At 61.3% G+C, this 18,893-nt stretch carries 26 protein-coding genes; 13 read left to right on the top strand and 13 right to left on the bottom strand.

The window, feature by feature from the left end; all coding sequences use genetic code 11:
• Positions 1–141 precede the first annotated feature (141 nt).
• Both prmC and prfA read right to left on the bottom strand, forming a co-directional pair.
• Positions 142–966 carry a peptide chain release factor N(5)-glutamine methyltransferase gene (gene prmC, locus PAF17_RS03560; protein WP_271887699.1) on the bottom strand — a complete coding sequence of 275 codons (825 nt, stop codon included), beginning with the start codon at positions 964–966 and terminating at the stop codon, positions 142–144.
• The gene (gene prfA / locus PAF17_RS03565; protein WP_271887700.1) at positions 963–2,018 is read right to left on the bottom strand and encodes a peptide chain release factor 1; all 1,056 of its coding nucleotides are present in this window, start codon (positions 2,016–2,018) and stop codon (positions 963–965) included. The genes prmC and prfA overlap by 4 nt, the downstream gene beginning before the upstream one ends.
• 207 nt (positions 2,019–2,225) lie before the next feature.
• Between prfA and rpsF the strand changes: the two genes are divergently transcribed.
• From rpsF to bmt, 4 genes are all read left to right on the top strand, one after another.
• On the top strand, positions 2,226–2,588 hold the full coding sequence (rpsF, locus tag PAF17_RS03570) for a 30S ribosomal protein S6 (RefSeq protein ID WP_271887701.1): 363 nt from the start codon (positions 2,226–2,228) through the stop codon (positions 2,586–2,588).
• Positions 2,589–2,601: 13 nt separating this feature from the next.
• Entirely contained in the window at positions 2,602–2,829 is a 228-nt protein-coding gene (gene rpsR / locus PAF17_RS03575) for a 30S ribosomal protein S18 (protein ID WP_022707247.1), read from the top strand.
• Between the two features lie 12 nt (positions 2,830–2,841).
• Entirely contained in the window at positions 2,842–3,426 is a 585-nt protein-coding gene (gene rplI, locus PAF17_RS03580) for a 50S ribosomal protein L9 (protein WP_271887702.1), read from the top strand.
• A 174-nt stretch (positions 3,427–3,600) separates the two neighbouring features.
• Complete coding sequence (gene bmt / locus PAF17_RS03585; protein ID WP_271887703.1) at positions 3,601–4,611, top strand: betaine--homocysteine S-methyltransferase; 1,011 nt, start codon at positions 3,601–3,603, stop codon at positions 4,609–4,611.
• Positions 4,612–4,615: 4 nt separating this feature from the next.
• Here the strand turns inward: bmt and PAF17_RS03590 are convergent, their stop codons facing one another.
• Positions 4,616–5,698: a PA0069 family radical SAM protein gene (locus PAF17_RS03590; protein ID WP_271887704.1), complete on the bottom strand. Its 1,083-nt coding sequence runs from the start codon at positions 5,696–5,698 to the stop codon at positions 4,616–4,618.
• A gap of 136 nt (positions 5,699–5,834) precedes the next feature.
• Here PAF17_RS03590 and PAF17_RS03595 point away from each other — a divergent pair, with 136 nt between their 5' ends.
• Together PAF17_RS03595 and yghU are read left to right on the top strand one after the other, a co-directional pair.
• The gene (locus PAF17_RS03595; RefSeq protein ID WP_271887705.1) at positions 5,835–6,539 is read left to right on the top strand and encodes a corrinoid protein; all 705 of its coding nucleotides are present in this window, start codon (positions 5,835–5,837) and stop codon (positions 6,537–6,539) included.
• A gap of 88 nt (positions 6,540–6,627) precedes the next feature.
• The gene (gene yghU, locus PAF17_RS03600) at positions 6,628–7,500 is read left to right on the top strand and encodes a glutathione-dependent disulfide-bond oxidoreductase (protein ID WP_271887706.1); all 873 of its coding nucleotides are present in this window, start codon (positions 6,628–6,630) and stop codon (positions 7,498–7,500) included.
• 48 nt (positions 7,501–7,548) lie between these two features.
• Here the strand turns inward: yghU and ilvC are convergent, their stop codons facing one another.
• Positions 7,549–8,571: a ketol-acid reductoisomerase gene (gene ilvC, locus PAF17_RS03605; protein WP_271887707.1), complete on the bottom strand. Its 1,023-nt coding sequence runs from the start codon at positions 8,569–8,571 to the stop codon at positions 7,549–7,551.
• 128 nt (positions 8,572–8,699) lie between these two features.
• Here ilvC and PAF17_RS03610 point away from each other — a divergent pair, with 128 nt between their 5' ends.
• Entirely contained in the window at positions 8,700–9,155 is a 456-nt protein-coding gene (locus tag PAF17_RS03610) for an Lrp/AsnC family transcriptional regulator (protein ID WP_271887708.1), read from the top strand.
• On the top strand, positions 9,152–9,613 hold the full coding sequence (locus PAF17_RS03615) for an Lrp/AsnC family transcriptional regulator (RefSeq protein ID WP_271887709.1): 462 nt from the start codon (positions 9,152–9,154) through the stop codon (positions 9,611–9,613). Before PAF17_RS03610 ends, PAF17_RS03615 begins: the two co-directional genes overlap by 4 nt.
• A gap of 17 nt (positions 9,614–9,630) precedes the next feature.
• Here PAF17_RS03615 and PAF17_RS03620 read toward each other — a convergent pair whose 3' ends face one another.
• The 6 genes from PAF17_RS03620 to PAF17_RS03645 all read right to left on the bottom strand — a co-directional run bounded on the left by PAF17_RS03620 (position 9,631) and on the right by PAF17_RS03645 (position 14,560).
• Positions 9,631–9,936: a hypothetical protein gene (locus PAF17_RS03620; protein WP_271887710.1), complete on the bottom strand. Its 306-nt coding sequence runs from the start codon at positions 9,934–9,936 to the stop codon at positions 9,631–9,633.
• 69 nt (positions 9,937–10,005) lie between these two features.
• Positions 10,006–11,844, bottom strand: coding sequence for a dihydroxy-acid dehydratase (ilvD, locus tag PAF17_RS03625; RefSeq protein WP_271887711.1), 1,839 nt, complete (start codon positions 11,842–11,844; stop codon positions 10,006–10,008).
• Between the two features lie 111 nt (positions 11,845–11,955).
• Positions 11,956–12,270 carry a DMT family transporter gene (locus PAF17_RS03630; protein ID WP_271887712.1) on the bottom strand — a complete coding sequence of 105 codons (315 nt, stop codon included), beginning with the start codon at positions 12,268–12,270 and terminating at the stop codon, positions 11,956–11,958.
• A 164-nt stretch (positions 12,271–12,434) separates the two neighbouring features.
• Positions 12,435–13,619 (bottom strand): UbiH/UbiF family hydroxylase, encoded by a 1,185-nt coding sequence (locus PAF17_RS03635; protein ID WP_271887779.1) that lies wholly within the window; start codon positions 13,617–13,619, stop codon positions 12,435–12,437.
• Between the two features lie 22 nt (positions 13,620–13,641).
• Positions 13,642–13,827: a hypothetical protein gene (locus PAF17_RS03640; protein WP_271887713.1), complete on the bottom strand. Its 186-nt coding sequence runs from the start codon at positions 13,825–13,827 to the stop codon at positions 13,642–13,644.
• A gap of 49 nt (positions 13,828–13,876) precedes the next feature.
• Positions 13,877–14,560, bottom strand: a complete 684-nt coding sequence (locus tag PAF17_RS03645; RefSeq protein WP_271887714.1) for a pyrimidine 5'-nucleotidase — start codon at positions 14,558–14,560, stop codon at positions 13,877–13,879.
• Between the two features lie 65 nt (positions 14,561–14,625).
• Between PAF17_RS03645 and PAF17_RS03650 the strand changes: the two genes are divergently transcribed.
• From PAF17_RS03650 to PAF17_RS03665, 4 genes are read left to right on the top strand one after another with little or no spacing between them, the layout of a single operon-like run.
• Complete coding sequence (locus tag PAF17_RS03650) at positions 14,626–15,255, top strand: GntR family transcriptional regulator (RefSeq protein ID WP_271887715.1); 630 nt, start codon at positions 14,626–14,628, stop codon at positions 15,253–15,255.
• Positions 15,248–15,556: a hypothetical protein gene (locus tag PAF17_RS03655; protein WP_271887716.1), complete on the top strand. Its 309-nt coding sequence runs from the start codon at positions 15,248–15,250 to the stop codon at positions 15,554–15,556. Before PAF17_RS03650 ends, PAF17_RS03655 begins: the two co-directional genes overlap by 8 nt.
• On the top strand, positions 15,553–16,185 hold the full coding sequence (locus PAF17_RS03660; protein WP_271887717.1) for a DNA-3-methyladenine glycosylase family protein: 633 nt from the start codon (positions 15,553–15,555) through the stop codon (positions 16,183–16,185). Before PAF17_RS03655 ends, PAF17_RS03660 begins: the two co-directional genes overlap by 4 nt.
• On the top strand, positions 16,182–16,835 hold the full coding sequence (locus PAF17_RS03665; protein ID WP_271887718.1) for an alpha/beta hydrolase: 654 nt from the start codon (positions 16,182–16,184) through the stop codon (positions 16,833–16,835). The genes PAF17_RS03660 and PAF17_RS03665 overlap by 4 nt, the downstream gene beginning before the upstream one ends.
• Positions 16,836–16,847: 12 nt before the next feature.
• Here the strand turns inward: PAF17_RS03665 and PAF17_RS03670 are convergent, their stop codons facing one another.
• Entirely contained in the window at positions 16,848–17,282 is a 435-nt protein-coding gene (locus PAF17_RS03670; RefSeq protein WP_271887719.1) for a VOC family protein, read from the bottom strand.
• A 186-nt stretch (positions 17,283–17,468) separates the two neighbouring features.
• Between PAF17_RS03670 and PAF17_RS03675 the strand changes: the two genes are divergently transcribed.
• Complete coding sequence (locus PAF17_RS03675) at positions 17,469–18,068, top strand: HNH endonuclease (RefSeq protein ID WP_271887720.1); 600 nt, start codon at positions 17,469–17,471, stop codon at positions 18,066–18,068.
• Here PAF17_RS03675 and PAF17_RS03680 read toward each other — a convergent pair.
• The gene (locus PAF17_RS03680; protein ID WP_271887721.1) at positions 18,041–18,664 is read right to left on the bottom strand and encodes a DUF1638 domain-containing protein; all 624 of its coding nucleotides are present in this window, start codon (positions 18,662–18,664) and stop codon (positions 18,041–18,043) included. The two genes, PAF17_RS03675 and PAF17_RS03680, sit on opposite strands and share 28 nt — an antisense overlap.
• Complete coding sequence (locus PAF17_RS03685; protein WP_271887722.1) at positions 18,648–18,821, bottom strand: hypothetical protein; 174 nt, start codon at positions 18,819–18,821, stop codon at positions 18,648–18,650. The genes PAF17_RS03680 and PAF17_RS03685 overlap by 17 nt, the downstream gene beginning before the upstream one ends.
• Between the last annotated feature and the right edge of the window lie 72 nt (positions 18,822–18,893).

Below are 18,893 nucleotides of genomic sequence, written 5' to 3' on the forward strand. Positions count from 1 at the left end.
CGCCCTGTCAATCTCGGCATTTGTCAGGCTGGACTGTGCGGTGGCTTTTGGCCCCCGGCACGTCGTTGACTAATCATGCAGAAGGCAGCGTTACAAGGAGAAATTTGTCATTTTCCTGAAAATTGCTGCAATTCGCGGGATTCAGCCGTCAAATGAAGCCTGAATGACACGATCCCGCCCGTCAAGGTCAGGGATGACACAAGTTCGCGCGCCCTGAGCCTGAAACAACGCAGAAACCGCCGCCCCTTGGGTATGCCCGATTTCAACCAGCACATGTCCGCCGGGGGTCAGATGCGCGCGCGCGCCTTGGGCGATCGCACGATAGGCAGTCAGCCCGTCAGCCCCATCCGTCAGTGCCAGATGAGGTTCCCAATCCAGCACATCCGGCGAAAGACCCGCCATTTCAGCGCGGGCAATATACGGCGGGTTGGACAGGATCAGATCGAAGCGACCTTCAAGGCCGTCATACCAATCGGATGTGACGAAACGGGCCTTCACGCCGATCCGATGGGCATTTTCCCGTGCTACCGCCAATGCGGCCGATGAAATATCACTGCCCGTTCCGGCGGCGCCGGGGCGGGCCGCCAGCACCGACACAAGGATCGCCCCCGTGCCGGTCCCCATGTCCAGAACCGACGACCAATCGAGGGCCAGCGCTGCTTCGATCAGGCTTTCGGTTTCGGGGCGCGGATCCAGCGTATCGGGCGTGACCTTGAAACGATGGGCGTAGAAATCACGAAACCCCACGATTTGCGCGACCGGCTGATGGGCCGCGCGGGCCTGCATGGCCGCATCCAGACGTGCCGTTTCCATCTGGGTCAGATCCCGGTCGTCCATAACACGCAGGCGGCCCGGCTCGACATCCAGAACCGCTGCAAGGATACGCTCGGCATCCCGTGCGCCACCCTCGATTCCCGCGTCGCGCAGCATGGCGGCGTATCGTCGCCGGGCGTCCTGAATGGTCATTCCTGCGCGGCCAGCCGCGCGGCCTGATCGTGCGAGGTCAGCGCATCGATGATATCGCCGAGATCACCCGCCATGACCCGATCAAGCGAATACAATGTCAGATTGATGCGATGATCCGTCATGCGCCCCTGGGGGAAATTATAGGTCCGGATCCGTTCACTGCGATCCCCGCTGCCGACCTGGGATTTCCGGTCTGCGGCGCGTTCCGCATCGGCCTGCTGACGTTGCATGTCATAAAGGCGCGCGCGCAGCACGGCCATCGCATTGGCGCGGTTCTGGTGCTGGGATTTTTCCGAACTGGTCACAACGATGCCGGTCGGGATATGCGTGATGCGCACTGCGGAATCGGTCGTGTTGACATGCTGGCCGCCCGCGCCGCTGGCCCGCATGGTATCGATGCGGATATCGCCTGCAGGAATGTCGATTTCGACATCATCGGCAGCTTCGGGCAGCACCGCCACGGTCGCCGCACTGGTGTGAATGCGGCCACCCGATTCAGTTTCGGGCACACGTTGGACCCGATGAACGCCCGATTCATATTTGAGTCGCGCGAAAACGCCCTCGCCCTCGATTCGGGCCATGGCTTCCTTGACGCCGCCAAGCTCGGTCTCGGACAGTTCGAGAAGCTGGAAATTCCAGCCCTGTGCCTCGGCATGGCGGCGATACATCGCCAGCAGATCCCCCGCAAACAATGCCGCTTCGTCACCACCCGTGCCGGGACGTATTTCCACAATGGCGGGGCGCGCATCGGCCGCGTCCTTGGGCAGAAGCGCAATCCGCAACTCCTGTTCGATACGGGGCAGATCTTCTTGCAGACCGGCAAGCTCATCCTCGGCCAGTTCGCGCATTTCGGGATCGGTCAGCATGGCCTTGGCCTCGGCCATCGCATCACGTGCATTGCGCCATTGGGTGATCTGTTCGACAACGGGTTTCAGTTCCGCATATTCGCGGCTGATCCTCGCGATCTGATCAGCGGCCGCGCCGGCATTCAACTGCGCTTCGAGAAACTCGAACCGTTGGGTAATCTGGTGAAGGCGATCTTCGGGAAGCATGACATGCGGATGTAATGCCCTGCGTGCCCCCCGTAAAGCGTATATCTGCGTATCGGCATGCGCCCTGCCCCTTTTACCTTGCATCTGCAGCATTTGCCGCTATAAGGCCGCATCCTTCCGCCGAGATTTTTGCAACCGGCAACCTCTCGTGGCGGGTGCGGAAGGCCAAACCCCGCCTGTGAAGTCGCCCATGATGAAAGGGATGCCATGCCTCTGTACGAGCATGTGCTGATCGCCCGCCAGGACCTGTCGAACACGCAGGCCGAAGGGCTGATCGAACACTTTTCGACCGTTCTCGCCGACAATGGCGGCAAGGTCGTCGACAACGAATACTGGGGTGTCCGCACCCTCGCCTACAAGATCAACAAGAACCGCAAGGGCCACTATGCCTTCCTGCGCACCGAATCGCCTTCGGCTGCCGTTCAGGAAATGGAGCGTCTGGCCCGTCTGCATGACGATGTGATGCGTGTCATGACCATCCGCGTCGATGAGCACCAGGAAGGTCCGTCGGTGCAGATGCAAAAGCGCGAAGAACGTGGCGATCGCCGCGAACGTCGCGACCGGAACTGAGGAGATCTGAACCATGGCGAACAAACCGTTCTTCCGTCGTCGCAAGGTCTGCCCGTTCTCGGGTGAAAATGCGCCGAAAATCGATTACAAGGACACGCGTCTGCTGCAGCGTTACATTTCCGAACGCGGCAAGATCGTGCCTTCGCGTATCACCGCCGTCTCGGCAAAGAAGCAGCGTGAACTGGCCCGTGCCATCAAGCGCGCCCGCTTCCTCGCCCTGCTGCCCTATGTCGTGAAGTAAGGAGACCTGATCATGCAAGTCATCCTTTTGGAACGCGTGGCCAAGCTGGGCCAGATGGGCGAAGTGGTAAAGGTCAAGGAAGGTTACGCCCGTAACTTCCTGCTGCCCCAGGGCAAGGCCCTGCGCGCATCCGACGCAAACATCGCCGCTTTCGAGGACCGCAAGGTTCAGCTGGAAGCCCGCAACGCCGAAACCAAGGCCGAGGCACAGAAAGTTGCCGACAAGCTGAACGGCGAAGCCTTCGTCATCATTCGTTCGGCATCCGATTCGGGCGCGCTGTACGGGTCGGTGACCACCCGTGACGCAGCCGATTCGGCCACCGAGGCCGGCTTCACGGTCGATCGCAAACAGGTCGTTCTGCGTTCGCCCATCAAAGAACTGGGCCTGCATGACGTCGCCGTCGTGCTGCACCCCGAAGTCGAAGCCACGATCACGCTGAACGTTGCGCGTTCGAACGAAGAAGCCGAACTTCAGGCGCAGGGCAAATCCATTCAGGATCTGGCCGCTGAAGCCGACGCAGAAGCCGAATTCGAGATCGCCGAACTGTTCGACGACATCGGCGGCGCATCGTCGGACGAAGAAGGCGAAGACGCCTGATCGCCTGAACAACGCGATGAACCACACTGTTTCGCCGTGCCGGTCCCCCGGCGCGGCGATTTTCTTTTGCCGGGGCTTTGCATTTCATGACAGGGTTCATGATACGATTTGACCGTCGGCAAGGGTTGTGACACAGGCGCGCAACCTTGATGCGATGAATCCGAGGATATGCTGATGACCGATTCCCTGACCCGTCTATTGTCGGAACGCGACTGGTTGCTGGCTGATGGGGCTACCGGAACAACCCTGTTCAACATGGGCCTGGAATTGGGCGAGCCGCCGGAATTGTGGAACACCGAACATCCCGACCGGATTCGCAGGTTATATGCCGGCGCGGTCGATGCCGGTTCGGACCTGTTCCTGACCAACAGCTTTGGCGGAAATGCCAGCCGGCTGCGGTTGCACAAGGCTGACTCCCGCGTTGCCGAGTTGAACCGCGCTGCCGCTGAACTGGCACGCGAGGTCGCCGACGGCAGTGGCCGCAAGGTGATCGTGGCCGGCAGCATCGGCCCCACCGGAGAGATCATGTCCCCTATGGGCACGCTGACCCATGAAGCGGCAGTTGCCATGTTTCACGAACAGGCCGAGGCCCTGAAAGACGGTGGCGCGGATGTGCTGTGGGTCGAGACCATCAGCGCAGCCGAAGAATTTCGCGCTGCCGCCGAGGCCGCAAGCCTGGTCGATATGCCCTGGTGCGGCACCATGAGCTTTGACACCGCCGGCCGGACCATGATGGGCCTGACCTCGGCCCAGCTGTCGTCTCTGGTGGAAAAGCTGCCCAATCCGCCGGTCGCATATGGGGCCAATTGCGGTGTCGGTGCCTCGGACCTGCTGCGCACCGTGACCGGATTTCTGGCGTCAGGAAGCGAACGGCCCATCATCGCCAAAGGCAATGCCGGTATCCCCCGATTCGAGGCCGGTCACATCCATTACAATGGCACGCCTGACCTGATGGCCGATTATGCCTGTCTTGCCCGCGATATGGGCGTGCGCGTCATCGGCGGCTGCTGCGGCACCATGCCGGAACATCTGCGCGCCATGCGCGAGGCGTTGGAAACCCGACCGCGCGGCAACCGCCCTTCGTTGGAAGTCATTGCCGAACATCTTGGCGGGTTCAGCTCTGTCAGTGATGGAACCGACGATGCCGGCCCCACCCGCGAGCGTCGCGGCCGCCGCCGGGGATGATCGGTCAAAACAGCGACATCTGATCCCCACTGCGCGGCGGGGGGCCAAAACGCGTGCAGTCAAGCGCGGGCATCCCCTGTTGATAGCCAAGCCGACGCCGGGCCAATCGAAAACGCTGCTGCGCAAGCTCGGCTTCGATACCTTCGCCCCGAAAGCGATGGCCAAAACGCGGATCATTGTCGCGACCGCCCCGCATCGCCTGCACGCGGTTCATCACATGCGCCGCCATATCCGGCCTGTGCCGGTCCAGCCAGTCGCGAAACAGCGGGGCAACCTCATGCGGCAGACGCAAGGGGATCATGCTGGCCGTCGTGGCCCCGGCATCGCGGGCAGCCGTCAGGATGGCCTCGATCTCGGGCTCGGTCAGCACCGGGATCACCGGCGCCACCATGACCCGAACCGGAACGCCCGCTCGCGCCAGATCATGAATCATCCGCAAACGGGTGTGTGGTGCGGGTGCGCGCGGTTCAAGCGAACGCGCCAAGCCGGCGTCCAGCGTCGTCAGGCTGATGCCGATCAGGGCCTGATTGCGCGCGGCCATCTCGGCCCACAGATCCAGATCGCGCAAGACCGTGTGACCGCGCGTCACCAGCGTGGCCGGATGATTCCAGTCGCGCAGCACCCGCAAGACAGCCGGCATGATCTTCAGCTTTGCCTCGATCGGCTGATAGGGATCCGTGTTCGTCCCAAGTGCGATCGGAGCGGGCCTGTAGGACCGGCGACCCAGTTCGCGTTCCAGCAATTGCGCCGCATCCGGCTTGGCCGTGATTCTGGTCTCGAAATCCAGTCCGGGCGAAAGACCCAGATAGGCATGGCTGGGCCGCGCATAGCAATAGACACAGCCATGCTCGCAACCGCGATACGGGTTGACCGACCGGTCAAAGGAAATATCGGGCGAATCGTTGCGTGTAATGATGCTGCGGGGGTGTTCCGTGGCAATCTCGGTGCACAACAGCCGGGTTTCCTCGACCAGATCCCAGCCATCCGATTCCCATTCCCGCCGCTGGGTTTCGAAACGCCCCTCGGGCCGGCTGGCGGCACCGCGGGCCTTCAATCTTTCCTTGGGATCCTGTGGCGGCAACATCATCACAGATTAGAACATTAGAAGAACATTTGCCAGCGATTCGCACCAGAGGTCGCGTCATGAACATGAGATGTCGTTTTGTGTCACTCGGTCATCCCGATCCGAGGCAACGCTGAACATATCCAGCAGGAGCCGCGACATGACCGAGGAAAACGACGACATCATCCTGTCAGAACTGAACGACGAAGAACTGGTCCAGCAGATGATGGACGATCTGTATGACGGGCTGCGCGAGGAAATCGAAGAGGCCGTGCAGATTCTTCTGGATCGCGGCTGGGCGCCCTATGATGTGCTGACCAAATCGCTGGTCGCGGGCATGACGATCGTCGGGCATGATTTTCGCGATGGCATCCTGTTTGTTCCCGAAGTCCTGCTGGCAGCCAATGCCATGAAGGGCGGCATGGCGATCCTGAAACCGCTATTGGCGGAAACCGGCGCGCCCCGCATGGGCAAGATGGTGATCGGCACGGTCAAGGGCGACATCCACGATATCGGGAAGAATCTTGTTTCGATGATGATGGAAGGTGCTGGATTCGAGGTCGTCGATCTGGGCATCAACAATCCCGTGGAAAACTATATCGAGGCCGCGCAACGGGAAGAGGCCGATATCATCGGGATGTCCGCCCTGCTGACCACGACAATGCCCTATATGAAGATCGTGATCGACACGATGAAGGAACAGGGGATCCGCGAGGATTTCATCATTCTGGTCGGTGGGGCACCGCTGAACGAGGAATTTGGTCGCGCCATCGGGGCAGACGCCTATTGCCGCGACGCGGCCGTCGCCGTGGAAACCGCGAAAGAGTTCATGACCCGCCGGCATAATCAACTGGCGGCCCACTGAAATCGCCGGAAATTCCGCCAAGCGTTGAAATCTTGCGACACTGGGCACAAGTTTCAGGCTGCAAGCAACGCAAGATGCAGGATTTCTCATGAGCGATGAATACACTCCGCCAAAGGTCTGGACCTGGAACAAGGATAACGGCGGCACCTTCGCCAGCATAAACCGCCCCGTTTCTGGCCCGACCCATGACAAGGATCTGCCGGTCGGCAAACACCCGCTGCAGCTTTATTCGCTGGCAACGCCGAACGGGCAAAAAGTCACGATCATGCTGGAAGAGCTGCTGGCGCTTGGGCATTCCGGTGCCGAATATGACGCGTGGCTGATCAAGATCGGCGATGGCGATCAGTTCTCCAGCGGTTTTGTCGGTGCCAATCCGAATTCCAAGATTCCCGCGCTGATGGACCATTCCGTGTCCCCTGCCCGCCGCGTCTTCGAATCGGGCGCGATCCTTTTGTATCTGGCCGAGAAATTCGACGCTTTCCTGCCCAATGACCCCGCAGCACGCACCGAGGCCTTGAACTGGTTGTTCTGGCAGATGGGAGCAGGCCCGTTCCTCGGGGGCGGGTTCGGGCATTTCTATCATTACGCGCCGGTCAAGATCGAATATGCCATCGACCGCTTCACCATGGAGGTGAAACGCCAGCTGGACGTTCTGGACAAGCATCTGGCCGAGAATCGCTTTATGGCAGGCGAAGAATACTCGATTGCCGATATGGCGATCTGGCCGTGGTATGGTCGCCTCGTCGTCGGCGGCGCCTATGGCGATGCATCGACATTCATCGAGGCAGACACCTACAAGAACGTGCTGCGCTGGCAGGCCGAGGTCGCGGCGCGCCCAGCTGCCCAACGCGGTGCCATGGTCAACAAGACCTCGGGCGAACTATCCGAACAATTGCACGAACGCCATGATGCGTCGGATTTCGACACCCGCACACAGGACAAGCTGGAACCGCAGTCCTGAAATCAAAAAAAGCCCGGCATTTGCCGGGCTTTTTCTTTTTTTGTCAGATCAGTTGCGGGCCTTGTCGACCATCTTGCCCTTGCTGATCCAGGGCATCATCTCGCGCAGTTTGGCACCGACGGCTTCGATCTGGTGTTCATCATTGATACGGCGGGTCGCCTTGAAGGACGGCTGGCCGACGGCGTTTTCCTGCATGAAGTCGCGGACGAACTTGCCGTTCTGGATGTCGGTCAGAACCTCTTTCATGCGCTTCTTCGTCTCGTCATAAGGCAGGACGCGCGGACCCGACACGTATTCGCCGTATTCGGCCGTGTTCGAGATCGAGTAGTTCATGTTCGCGATGCCGCCTTCATAGATCAGGTCGACGATCAGCTTCACTTCGTGCAGACACTCGAAATAGGCCATTTCGGGCTCGTAACCCGCTTCGACCAGCGTTTCAAAGCCCATGCGGATCAGTTCGACCAGACCACCGCACAGAACGGCCTGTTCGCCGAACAGGTCGGTTTCGCATTCCTCGCGGAAATTGGTCTCGATGATGCCCGAACGACCGCCGCCGATGGCCGAGCAGTAGGACAGGCCCAGATCCATTGCCTTGCCCGAGGCATCCTGATGCACGGCAACCAGGCAGGGCACGCCGCCGCCCTTGGTGTATTCGCCGCGCACGGTGTGGCCGGGGCCTTTGGGGGCCATCATGATGACGTCGACGCCGGGTTTCGGCTCGATCAGGCCGAAATGCACGTTCAGTCCGTGTGCAAAGGCGATCGCCGCGCCTTCGCGCAGGTTGTCATGGACGTATTTCTTGTAGGTTTCGGCCTGCAGTTCATCGGGCATGGTGAACATGATCAGGTCGCACCATGCGGCAGCCTCGGCGATGCCCATGACCTTCAGGCCCTCGCCTTCGGCTTTCGCGGCCGAGGGGCTGCCTTCGCGCAGGGCGACGACGATGTTCTTGGCGCCCGAATCGCGCAGGTTCAGGGCGTGGGCATGGCCTTGGCTGCCATAGCCGAGAATGGCGACTTTCTTGTCCTTGATCAGGTTCACGTCGCAATCGCGGTCGTAGTAAACGCGCATGGGGAAATCCTTTCCTTCCGATGCGTCGGTTCTAGCGTCCTTGCCGGTCAGGGAAACATGCAATCGTCGCGCGTTTTCATATCTGGCCGAAAAGATCATGCTTGTGATATGCAGTTATGATGAAATTCATGCCCGACAGCACGGATCGCCGCATTCTGCGCCAGCTTCTGGCCGATCCTTCGGCATCAAATGCCCAACTTGCCGAGCGTGCGGGCGTGACCTCGGCCAGCCTGTGGCGGCGGCTGGAACGGCTGCGCGAAGAAGGCGTTCTCAGCGGCGTACAAGCCCGGATCGATTGGCGTGCCCTGGGATGGGAGGTCGAGGTCAGCCTGCGCTTTACCCTGGACAAGACCGATCCGCGTGCCTTCGACGACTTTCTGGCCGCCCTGCGCGAAGTGCCCGAAGTGACCGAAATCCAAAGCTTTCTGGGCAGCGTCGATTGGCGCGCGACCGTCATCGCCCGTGACATGGCGCATTGGCAGCAGGTCTATCGCGACCGCATCCTGACCCTGCCGCATATTTCTGAACTGGACGCGCTGATGTTGGTCTCGACGATCAAGGTCAGCGAGGAACTGCCGCTGTGACCGATCTGGACGCCACCGATCTGGCGATCCTGCGCCTTCTGGCCCAGGATGCGACCCGCAGCGCCGCCGACATTGGCCGCGCCGTCGGCATCGGCCAACCCGCCGCCTGGCGACGCATCCGCCGCCTGACCGATCAGGGCGTCATTACGGGGCGGCGCGTGGTGGTGGATGCCGCCGCGCTTGGCTTTGGCGTAACCGTGTTTCTGGGGATCAAGCTGGCCGCAAAGGGCCGCATCAGCCTTGAGGATTTCGAACGCGCCGTCACCGCCATCCCCGAGGTTCAGGTGGTGCAGCACGTTCTGGGCCAGTTCGATTACCGCCTGCGCATCACCGCCCGCGACATCAGCGATTTCGAACGCATCCTGCGCCGCCGCATCATGACCCTGCCCGGCGTCGGTCAGGTCGAGGCGAATGTGATGCTGTCCGAAGAACGCAGGCCGGGGCCGCTGGGGGCGTAAAGCACTGCCAACCCGACCTAAGACGATCCGGGCGACATGCCGCGGCGCTTCAGCGCCTCGCCTTCTTGCAGGCCAACAAAGCGGTATACTCCGCGATCAACGATTTCCATGAACGATGGAAAATCGCACTTGGCCTTTTGTTCGTTGTTCCAGCAAAAATCGGTGGGGAGGATTGTTCCCTCGGCATTCAGGTCAGGATAAATTTGCTTGTAGCGCGAGAAATACTCTGATCGCGAAAACTCACGCCCGAAAGACAGCGCAACATCGTAATGCGCAAGCTGCACGGGCGTCAGATCTGCCAGATACCTGAACCGTTTCCCCATCGACCTCCTCCGACAATGGACGATGTCTTGGGTGAGGCCATGCAAGCCCCCCCAAGACATCAGTTCTGTTTACTCCGGGATCACCCGCACCGCGCCCTTGGCGGCGCTGGTGGTCATGGCGGCATAGGCGCGCAGCGCGGTCGAGACCTTGCGGGCGCGCGGTTTGGCGGGTTTCCAGCCCTCGGCCTCGCGTTTTTCGCGGCGGGCGGCCAGCGTGGCGTCGTCCACGACCAGTTCGATCTTGCGGTTCGGGATGTCGATCAGGATCGTGTCGCCCTGTTCGACCAGACCGATCGTGCCGCCTTCGGCCGCCTCGGGCGAGACATGGCCGATCGACAGCCCCGAGGACCCGCCCGAGAACCGCCCGTCCGTGACCAGCGCGCATGCCTTGCCCAGCCCCTTCGATTTCAGGTAGCTGGTCGGATACAGCATTTCCTGCATCCCCGGCCCACCGCGCGGCCCTTCATAGCGGATCAGCACGACCTCGCCCGGTTTGACCTTGCCGGTCAGGATGGCGCTGACGCTGTCGTCCTGACTTTCGAAGATATGGGCCGGCCCCTCGAATTTCAGGATGGATTCGTCCACGCCCGCCGTCTTCACGATGCAGCCATCCTCGGCCAGGTTGCCATACAGCACCGCCAGACCGCCATCCTGCGAGAAGGCATGTTCCTTGGTGCGGATGACACCCTTTTCGCGGTCAAGATCGACCTCTTCGAAGCGCTGTTCCTGCGAGAAGGCGACCTGCGTCGGAACGCCCCCCGGCGCGGCGCGATAGAAATCATGCACGGTTGCGGATTCGGTGCGCTTGACGTCCCAACGGTCCAGCGCCTCGGCCAGCGATGCGGCATGGACGCTGCCCACATCGGTCTTCAGCAGGCCCGCTCGGTCCAGTTCACCCAGAATGCCCATGATGCCGCCCGCGCGGTGCACGTCCTCCATGTGGACGTCATCCTTGGCGGGGGCGACCTTGCACAGAACCGGCACGCCGCGCGACAGGCGGTCGATGTCGGACATGGTGAAGTCGATCCCGGCCTCGTGGGCCGCGGCCAGCAGGTGCAGCACGGTGTTGGTCGACCCGCCCATGGCGATGTCCAGCGTCATCGCGTTCTCGAACGCCTCGAAGCTGGCGATGTTGCGCGGCAGGACCGACGCGTCGTCACCTTCGTAGTAGCGGCGTGCAAGATCGACGATCAGGTGACCGGCCTCGACGAACAGGCGCTTGCGGTCGGCATGGGTGGCCAGCGTGGACCCGTTCCCCGGCAGCGCAAGGCCAAGCGCCTCGGTCAGGCAGTTCATCGAGTTCGCGGTGAACATGCCCGAACAGGACCCGCAGGTCGGGCATGCCGAACGCTCGATCGCCTCGACCTGTTCGTCGGAATAGGCGTCGTCGGCGGCGGCGACCATGGCATCGACCAGATCCAGCGCCTTCAGCTTGCCATCCTCCAGCACCAGCTTGCCGGCCTCCATCGGGCCGCCCGACACGAAGACGACCGGGATATTCAGGCGCAGCGCGGCCATCAGCATGCCCGGCGTGATCTTGTCGCAATTGCTGATGCAGACCATCGCGTCGGCGCAATGCGCGTTGACCATGTATTCGACCGAATCCGCGATCACCTCACGCGAGGGCAGCGAATACAGCATGCCGTCATGGCCCATCGCGATGCCGTCATCGACGGCGATGGTGTTGAACTCTTTCGCGATGCCGCCGGCCGATTCGACCTCTCGTGCGACCATCTGGCCCAGATCCTTCAGGTGGACATGGCCGGGCACGAACTGGGTGAAGCTGTTGACGATGGCGATGATCGGCTTGCCGAAATCGCTGTCCTTCACGCCCGTCGCGCGCCACAGGCCACGGGCGCCGGCCATGTTGCGGCCATGGGTGGTGGTGCGGGAACGATAGGCAGGCATAGCTATTCTCCTTTGGCTCGGCGCATGTCTTTACCATTGCTTGCACCGGAAGGAAATTGCCGAAATGCCCTTGGAAGCGGTGCAATCTGTCGCGAAGGGCGCCACCGCGCCCTAACTGGCCAGTTTCATCACGAGGATTCCGGCAACAATCAGCGCGGCAGCCGTCAGGCGCGCGGGTGTCACCGCATCACCGAACATGACCACCCCAAGGACGAAACTGCCCACCGCGCCAATTCCGGTCCAGACCATATAGGCAGTGCCAAGCGGCAATTGTCGCATGGCAGCAGCCAATAGCCAAAAGGAAGCAATCATCCCGACAAGCATGACAGCGGTCGGCAATGGACGTGTGAAGCCAGCGGATTGTTTCATTGCGGTCGCCCAGACGATTTCGAGAAGTCCGGCGATAAAGAGCATGAGCCAGGACATGGGAACCTTTGGTCTCGGGGCCGGGCCGTCCCGGCGATACTTCCCATCCTGGGGAGGTCGTCCTCGGCGTAAGAAGATAGTTCCCGCCGCAGCACCGGTCAAGAGCTTCCGATGCGGCACGTGCCCCGCTGACAGAATGGGTATTTGCGCGAAGAAGAAGGTGTCTAGCGCAGTCCCAAACCGGCGCGCATCATCATGCGCCGCAACGGAGACAGGCCATAGAGACCGCCAAGCGTGGCAGCGCGCAGATCGCGCAATGGACGGAGGCTGGCCTGGCTGGCACGATTGAGCGCATCGATCCCCATGAGGCGTGCATAGGCTTCGGGGCGCCGCGCGCGTTCATAGGCGCGCAAAGCGTCGCGGTTGCCCGGTTCGGTCCGTGACAGGTCAATCAGCGCGGACAGATCGGCAAGGCTCATGTTCAGGCCCTGCGCGCCGATTGGTGGCACGACATGCGCAGCCTCGGCGATGAGCGCGACATGGGGCGCGACGAAGCGATCAGCGATCTGGCTGATGATCGGCCATTGCGTCAATGCCGTCGCCTGCGTCAGAGGCCCGAGCACACCGGCGGAGCGATCATTCAGATGCTGTGCGAATTCCCGGGGTGGTAGTGTCGACAGGCGCTCGATCTCGCGGCCGTTTTCCATCCAGACTACAGCAGAGCATGGTTTGCCGTCGCGATCAGGCAGGGGAACCAGCGTGAAAGGCCCGCCCGAGCGGTGGACCTCGGTCGAAACATTGTGATGGGGGCGATCATGCGTGACCGCGAATGCCAGCGCCTTTTGCCCATAGCGAAAGGTTCTGACGCCGATACCCAGAGATTGCCGCACAGGTGAGTTGCGCCCATCTGCGCCGATCAGCAGCGAAGCCCGCAACCTGCGCCCGTGATCCAGTGTGACAATCGCCCCTTCGTCGCGTGCAATCACGTTCCGTGTGCCGGTGCCCGGGTAGAAGCGCACAGATTGCAAATGCCCCAGCCGGCCCATGATCTCGCGGCGCAGAAGCCAGTTCGGCAGGTTCCAGCCAAAGGGTTTGTCCCCGATCTCGGCGGCATCGAAATCGCGGGTGAGACGTGGGACGGAATTCCGCCCTCCGGCATCGACGATCCGCATCGTCTGAAGAGCCGTCGCGAAGGGCGCCAGCCGATCCCACAGGCCGATGCGGTCAAGCAGGTCGACCGAGGGTGTCAAAAAGGCGGTCGTGCGCAGATCGGCCCCCGCCTGCCCGTCATCGGTGATTGGGGCAGCAGGATCCACACAGACCGTCGTGAAACCCTCGGCACCGAAAGCAGCGGCGGCGATCAGGCCCGCGACACCGCCGCCCGAAACCAGCACATCGACCTGTTCCATGTCATCGGCTTGGGGCACAGGATCAATTTCCGGCGGTGAATGCCAGCATCACGACGAATACGGCAAGGGTCAGCACAAGGCCGATCAGCCCCAGCACCGGCAAGCCAAAGGTCGCGACAAGGGCCGCGACAACCAGCAGCACAACCAGAAGAACGGCAAAAATACGCAGCGCAAGGCGATTATCTGCAGAAGCGGAAACATTGGTCATGGACAAGAATCCCTATGGGTCGGCGCGTTCCACAACCATTTAGCCTGCTTCATCCGGGAAGGGCAATCTTTGTCAGAAATGCAAACAGGTCGTCATCGCGATGCATGATATGCGGAAAATCGCGGTTTTCCGGGGCCTTGCCCTGGCCAGATACCTCTGGGCCGCTATACCCGCGACCTATCAGCACAGTGCGCATTCCCAGTTCGTGAGGCACCAGAAGATTGCGGGGATCATCCTCGAACATCGCCGCCCGAGACGGATCTATACCTGAAAGGCGCATCACCTCGGTATAGGCGCGCTGATCCGGCTTGGGGTGAAATCCGGTTTCCTCGACGCCATAGATCTCATCGAACAGGTCCAACCCGCGTGCGGTGAGAACCTTGCGGGCATAGGTGGAATCGGCGTTGGTGTGGATCAGTTTCCGTCCGGGCAGGTTGTTGATGGCCCGCGCCAGATCCGGGGCCGGGACCAGAGGCGAGAAATCGATATCATGCACCTCGGCAAGATAATCAGCCGGATCGATGGCATGTTCGGTCATCAGGCCGGCAAGTGTCGTGCCGTGCTGTTGCCAATATTCCTTGCGCAGGCGGTCCGCATCATGTGGCGCGATCTGCAGCAGCCGCATGACATAGGCGGTCATGCGGGCCTCGATCTGGGGAAAGAGCGCCATATCGGGCGGGTAAAGCGTATTGTCCAGATCAAAGATCCAGACATCGACATCTGAAAAATCCATGCCGATATCGTTAGCTCGCACGTCTGCGGCTTGCAATTGTCACATATGCGGCCAATCGTATTGCCATGAAAGATGACGCCTATTCCCTGATCCTTGCCGCGATCGAAGCCGGCACCTATCGCCCCGGTGACCGACTGGTCGAATCGGAACTGGCCGAACGATTCGGGGTATCGCGCACCCCGGTTCGCGAGGCCCTGCAAAGGCTTGAGACACAGGCCATGCTTGTGCGCGACGGACGCAGCCTGATCGTCGGGTCGCTGGACCACAATCAATTGGCCGAGCTATACGTGGTGCGGGCCGAGCTTGAGGCACTGGCCGCGCGCCTGGCCGCGCGCCATGCCACCCCCGAAGAAGTTCGTGTCCTGGCCCGGATGGTGGCAGAGGACCAGAAATCGATCGGCGATCCGGAATTTCTGGCCCGCGCCAACAAACGGTTTCACCACCAGCTTCATCTGGCTTCTCACAACCGGTATCTGGTGCAGCAGCTGGATCTTGTTCATCGGACCATGGCGCTGATGGCAAAGACCTCGCTGGCGGCCGAAGGGCGGGGCGAAATGGCGTTGACCGAACACAAGAATATCGTCGACGCGATCGCTGCGGGCGATGGCGATGCGGCCGATGCCGCATTGCGCCAGCATATCTCGATGGCATGGGAAACGCGTCTGAGACTGGAGGCTGGCGGGGAACATGCCTGACGACGCGCCGCATTCCCTGTCGGAAGCAGACCCCAAGAACCTGATTCGCGAAAGTTTCGCCATCGATGGAATCAGCGCCGCACAGTGTCGGTCGATCTTTCTCGATTGGGCATTGTCCTTGCCCGACAATCTGGACCAGATCCAATCGATCCGGTGTCTTCTGGATCACTATGCCCCCGCAGCGACCCTGAACGACCAGCGTCACCCGATGATCGCCGTATTGGTCGAGGCCGTGCAGGCCGGGCAGCATCAGCCCCGGCGGCGGGGCGGGCGTGCGGCCCGCGTTTCACAGGCGGAATGAGCCGGATGCGCCTGATCGAAACGCAGGACGATCTGGCCGAGGGGGCCGCCTATCTTGCCGGGGCATGTCCGGTCTGGGCAAAGGTGCTGCCCACGCTTGGCCCCCTGCCCTTGCGCCGCCGCAGCGACGGCTTTGAGGCGATCGCAAGCGCGATTGTGGGGCAGCAAATCTCGATCGCTGCGGCTGCGGCGATCTGGAAGCGTTTGGAAGACGCCGGGCTGACCGACCCTGTAGCGGTTGCCGCCGCCACCGAGGAAGAACTGCGGGCCGCCGGGCTGTCGCGCCCCAAGGCCCGCTACCTTTCGGCGATCGCAAACGCCCAACCCGATTGGATCGCATTACGCGATCTGCCCGATGACGCGGCATTGCAACAGCTGGTCGCGCTGCCTGGCATCGGCATCTGGACGGCTGAGATCTATTTGAAATTCGCGCTTGGCCGCCGCGACGTCCTGGCCGCCGGCGATCTGGCCCTGCAAGAGGCCGCCCGCATGATGTATGGGCTGGATGCCCGTCCGACACCCGCAAAACTGCGGGAAATGGCGCGACCATGGGCCCCATGGCGTGCGGTTGCGGCGCGCGGGCTGTGGGCCTATTACCGGCAGGCAAAAGGACGCGAGGGAATACAATGACTGCGCTGAAATCCGCCCGAAAAGGACCAGAAACCGCCGATTCCGTCGTGGTCTTTCTTCACGGCTACGGCGCGGATGGCGCTGATCTTCTGGGGCTGGCCGATCCGTTGTCGCCGCATTTGCCCGGCACCGCGTTTCACGCCCCCGACGCGCCGGAAAAAAGCACCGGAAACCCGTTTGGCTATCAATGGTTTCCGATCCCATGGCTGGATGGTTCCGACGAAGCGCAGGCCCGGGAATCGATGGAACGCTCGATCAAGGCCTTGAATCTGTATCTCGACAAGGTTCTGGCCGACGAAGGCCTGAGCGCGGATCGCATGGTCGTCATCGGCTTTTCGCAAGGGACCATGATGGCGCTGCACGTCCTGCCGCGGCGCGACGAGGAAATCGCCGGAATTGTCGGCTTTTCGGGGCGGCTTCTTCGTCCCGAAACTCTGGGCGCGGAAGCCAGGGTCAAGCCGCCGGTGCTGTTGTTGCATGGCGATCAGGATCCGGTGGTTCCATTCGAGGATATGGGATTAGCCGGAACTGCGTTGGAACAGGCCGGTTTCACCGTCTATGGACATGTGATGAAGGGCACCGCCCACGGGATCGCGCCTGACGGGTTGTCGGTCGCACTGGGCTTTCTGAAAGACCGGCTGGGGAAATAGATCACCCGCCGCTCAGGCCCAAAGCGACGGCTCGGCCAGCTCGATCGAGTTTCCCGCAGGATCGCGAAAATAGATCGAACGCGCGCCGTTGGGCCAGTGAAAATCAGCTTCGATCCCCACATCGTGGGATTGAAGATGGCGGCACCAGTCATCGATATGATCGCGCCCGACCGCCATGCAAAAATGCCCCGGCCCGCGCGCGCCATGGCTCGGCACCGGCAATCGTGCATCCGGGGGTGCCGGCCTTTCCGTGGCCTCGGCACGAAATACCAGCAAGACCTGCGGATGCGGCGTATCGCCTATGCGAAAGAAAACATGCCGCCCCGGCACGGTCTGAAACGCCGTCAAACCCATCACATCCTGCCAGAACGCGGTCGCGGCCGTCAGATCATCGGCATATAGCGCCGTTTCCATGGTTCCCAGCAATGGCGGCCTGATATCGGTCATGGCCGCGATGATGCCATTGCCCCACCCGCAAGGCAATCTGTCACAGGGTTGTCACCCTTAGCCAGTATTTCATCCACATACTGAATACATGCGGGGGCTTGTCAGAAGCCAAGCGCGATATATAGTCGCAATCATGGATCTGACATGCCTCTAGGCAGTTTGCAACGAGGCAAGCGGGAAGGCAGCATGCTGGACAAGCATCATCAGACGGAATTTCGGACGCAGTTCGTACGCGAACCCGCGGGCCTGAAACATCACCCCGCGCTGGTTCTGAATGCGGATTACCGGCCCCTCAGCTATTACCCCCTGTCGCTTTGGCCCTGGCAAGAGGCAATCAAGGCGGTATTTCTGGATCGAGTCTCGATCATCGCCGAATATGACGAGGTCGTGCGAAGTCAACGGCAAGCCTTCCGCATCCCTTCGGTTGTTGTCCTGAAAGATTATGTGAAACCTCAAAAGCGCGTGGCCTTCACGCGCTTTAATCTTTTTCTGAGGGATGAATTCAGTTGCCAGTATTGTGGTGCCAAGGGTGACCTGACCTTTGACCATGTGGTGCCAAGATCACGTGGCGGGGTCACAAGCTGGGAAAATGTCGTCGCGGCCTGCAGCCCGTGCAATCTGAAAAAGGCCAATCGCAGCCTGCGCCATTGCGGCCTCACCCTGCGGCGCAAACCCAAATGCCCGACCCCCGAGGAAATGCACGCCGTCGGCCGCCGATTTCCACCCAACCACCTGCATGAAAGCTGGATGGATTTTCTTTACTGGGACGCCGAACTGGAAAGCTGAGCCAGCACCCCCGGCAGATCACCATATCCGGTATGCCGTCGCTGATAACGCAGCCCCAGACGGCTGGCCGCGTCCCGTGCTTTCCGGTCAAGTTCGGGGTCATGTGTTTGCGCCAGATAGATCAGGCGGTCATAATGGGCGAAATACATGTCGCGCAATTGCGGATGCCGATCCAGCCCCATCGCACGCCAGACAAAGGCATCGAACTGCCTGACCAGAAAATCGGTCAGATAGAACGCGGTGAATTCCTGTTCCGCCCGTGCGGCATGGTCTGCGACGCCATCGAAAAAGGCATAGCAATGCGGGCCGGGTATCATCTCGACCCCCAATTCATCACATCTCGCCTTCAGCAATCCACCGGTGCCGCAATCCGCATAGACAACGATAATCCTGTCATAAGCAGGGCGATACCGTTGCACGGCATCCTGAACCGCATCGGGGATTTTCTCGGGGCGCAAATGAAGGTCGGCAGGCAGGCAATGCAGGTCGAGATGCTGCCATCCATTTGCATCACGGATGGCCAACAATTCGCGCGCCAAGGCCCCGCAGGCCAGCATCAGGCATGTCGGCGGTGCGACCCTAGCCCTTGTGGTCATGCCCGCTGCGATGACCCAGATGCACCAGCGCCGCCGCCGTCAATGCCACCAATGCCAAAGCCACCTCTGGCACACCGGCCGAGAATGAAACCCACAGGGTTACGGCCGCCCCAAGAACGACAGCAAGGACGAGCAGCAGAAAATGCGTTAACGGCATGACAACAAAGCCTCCTTATGCCCAATATGGGCGTGAAGGGGGGCGTTGGAAAGGGCATCGTGCAAATGCTGG

Source organism: Paracoccus onchidii (assembly GCF_028294535.1).
Classification (GTDB): Bacteria; Pseudomonadota; Alphaproteobacteria; order Rhodobacterales; family Rhodobacteraceae; genus Paracoccus; species Paracoccus onchidii.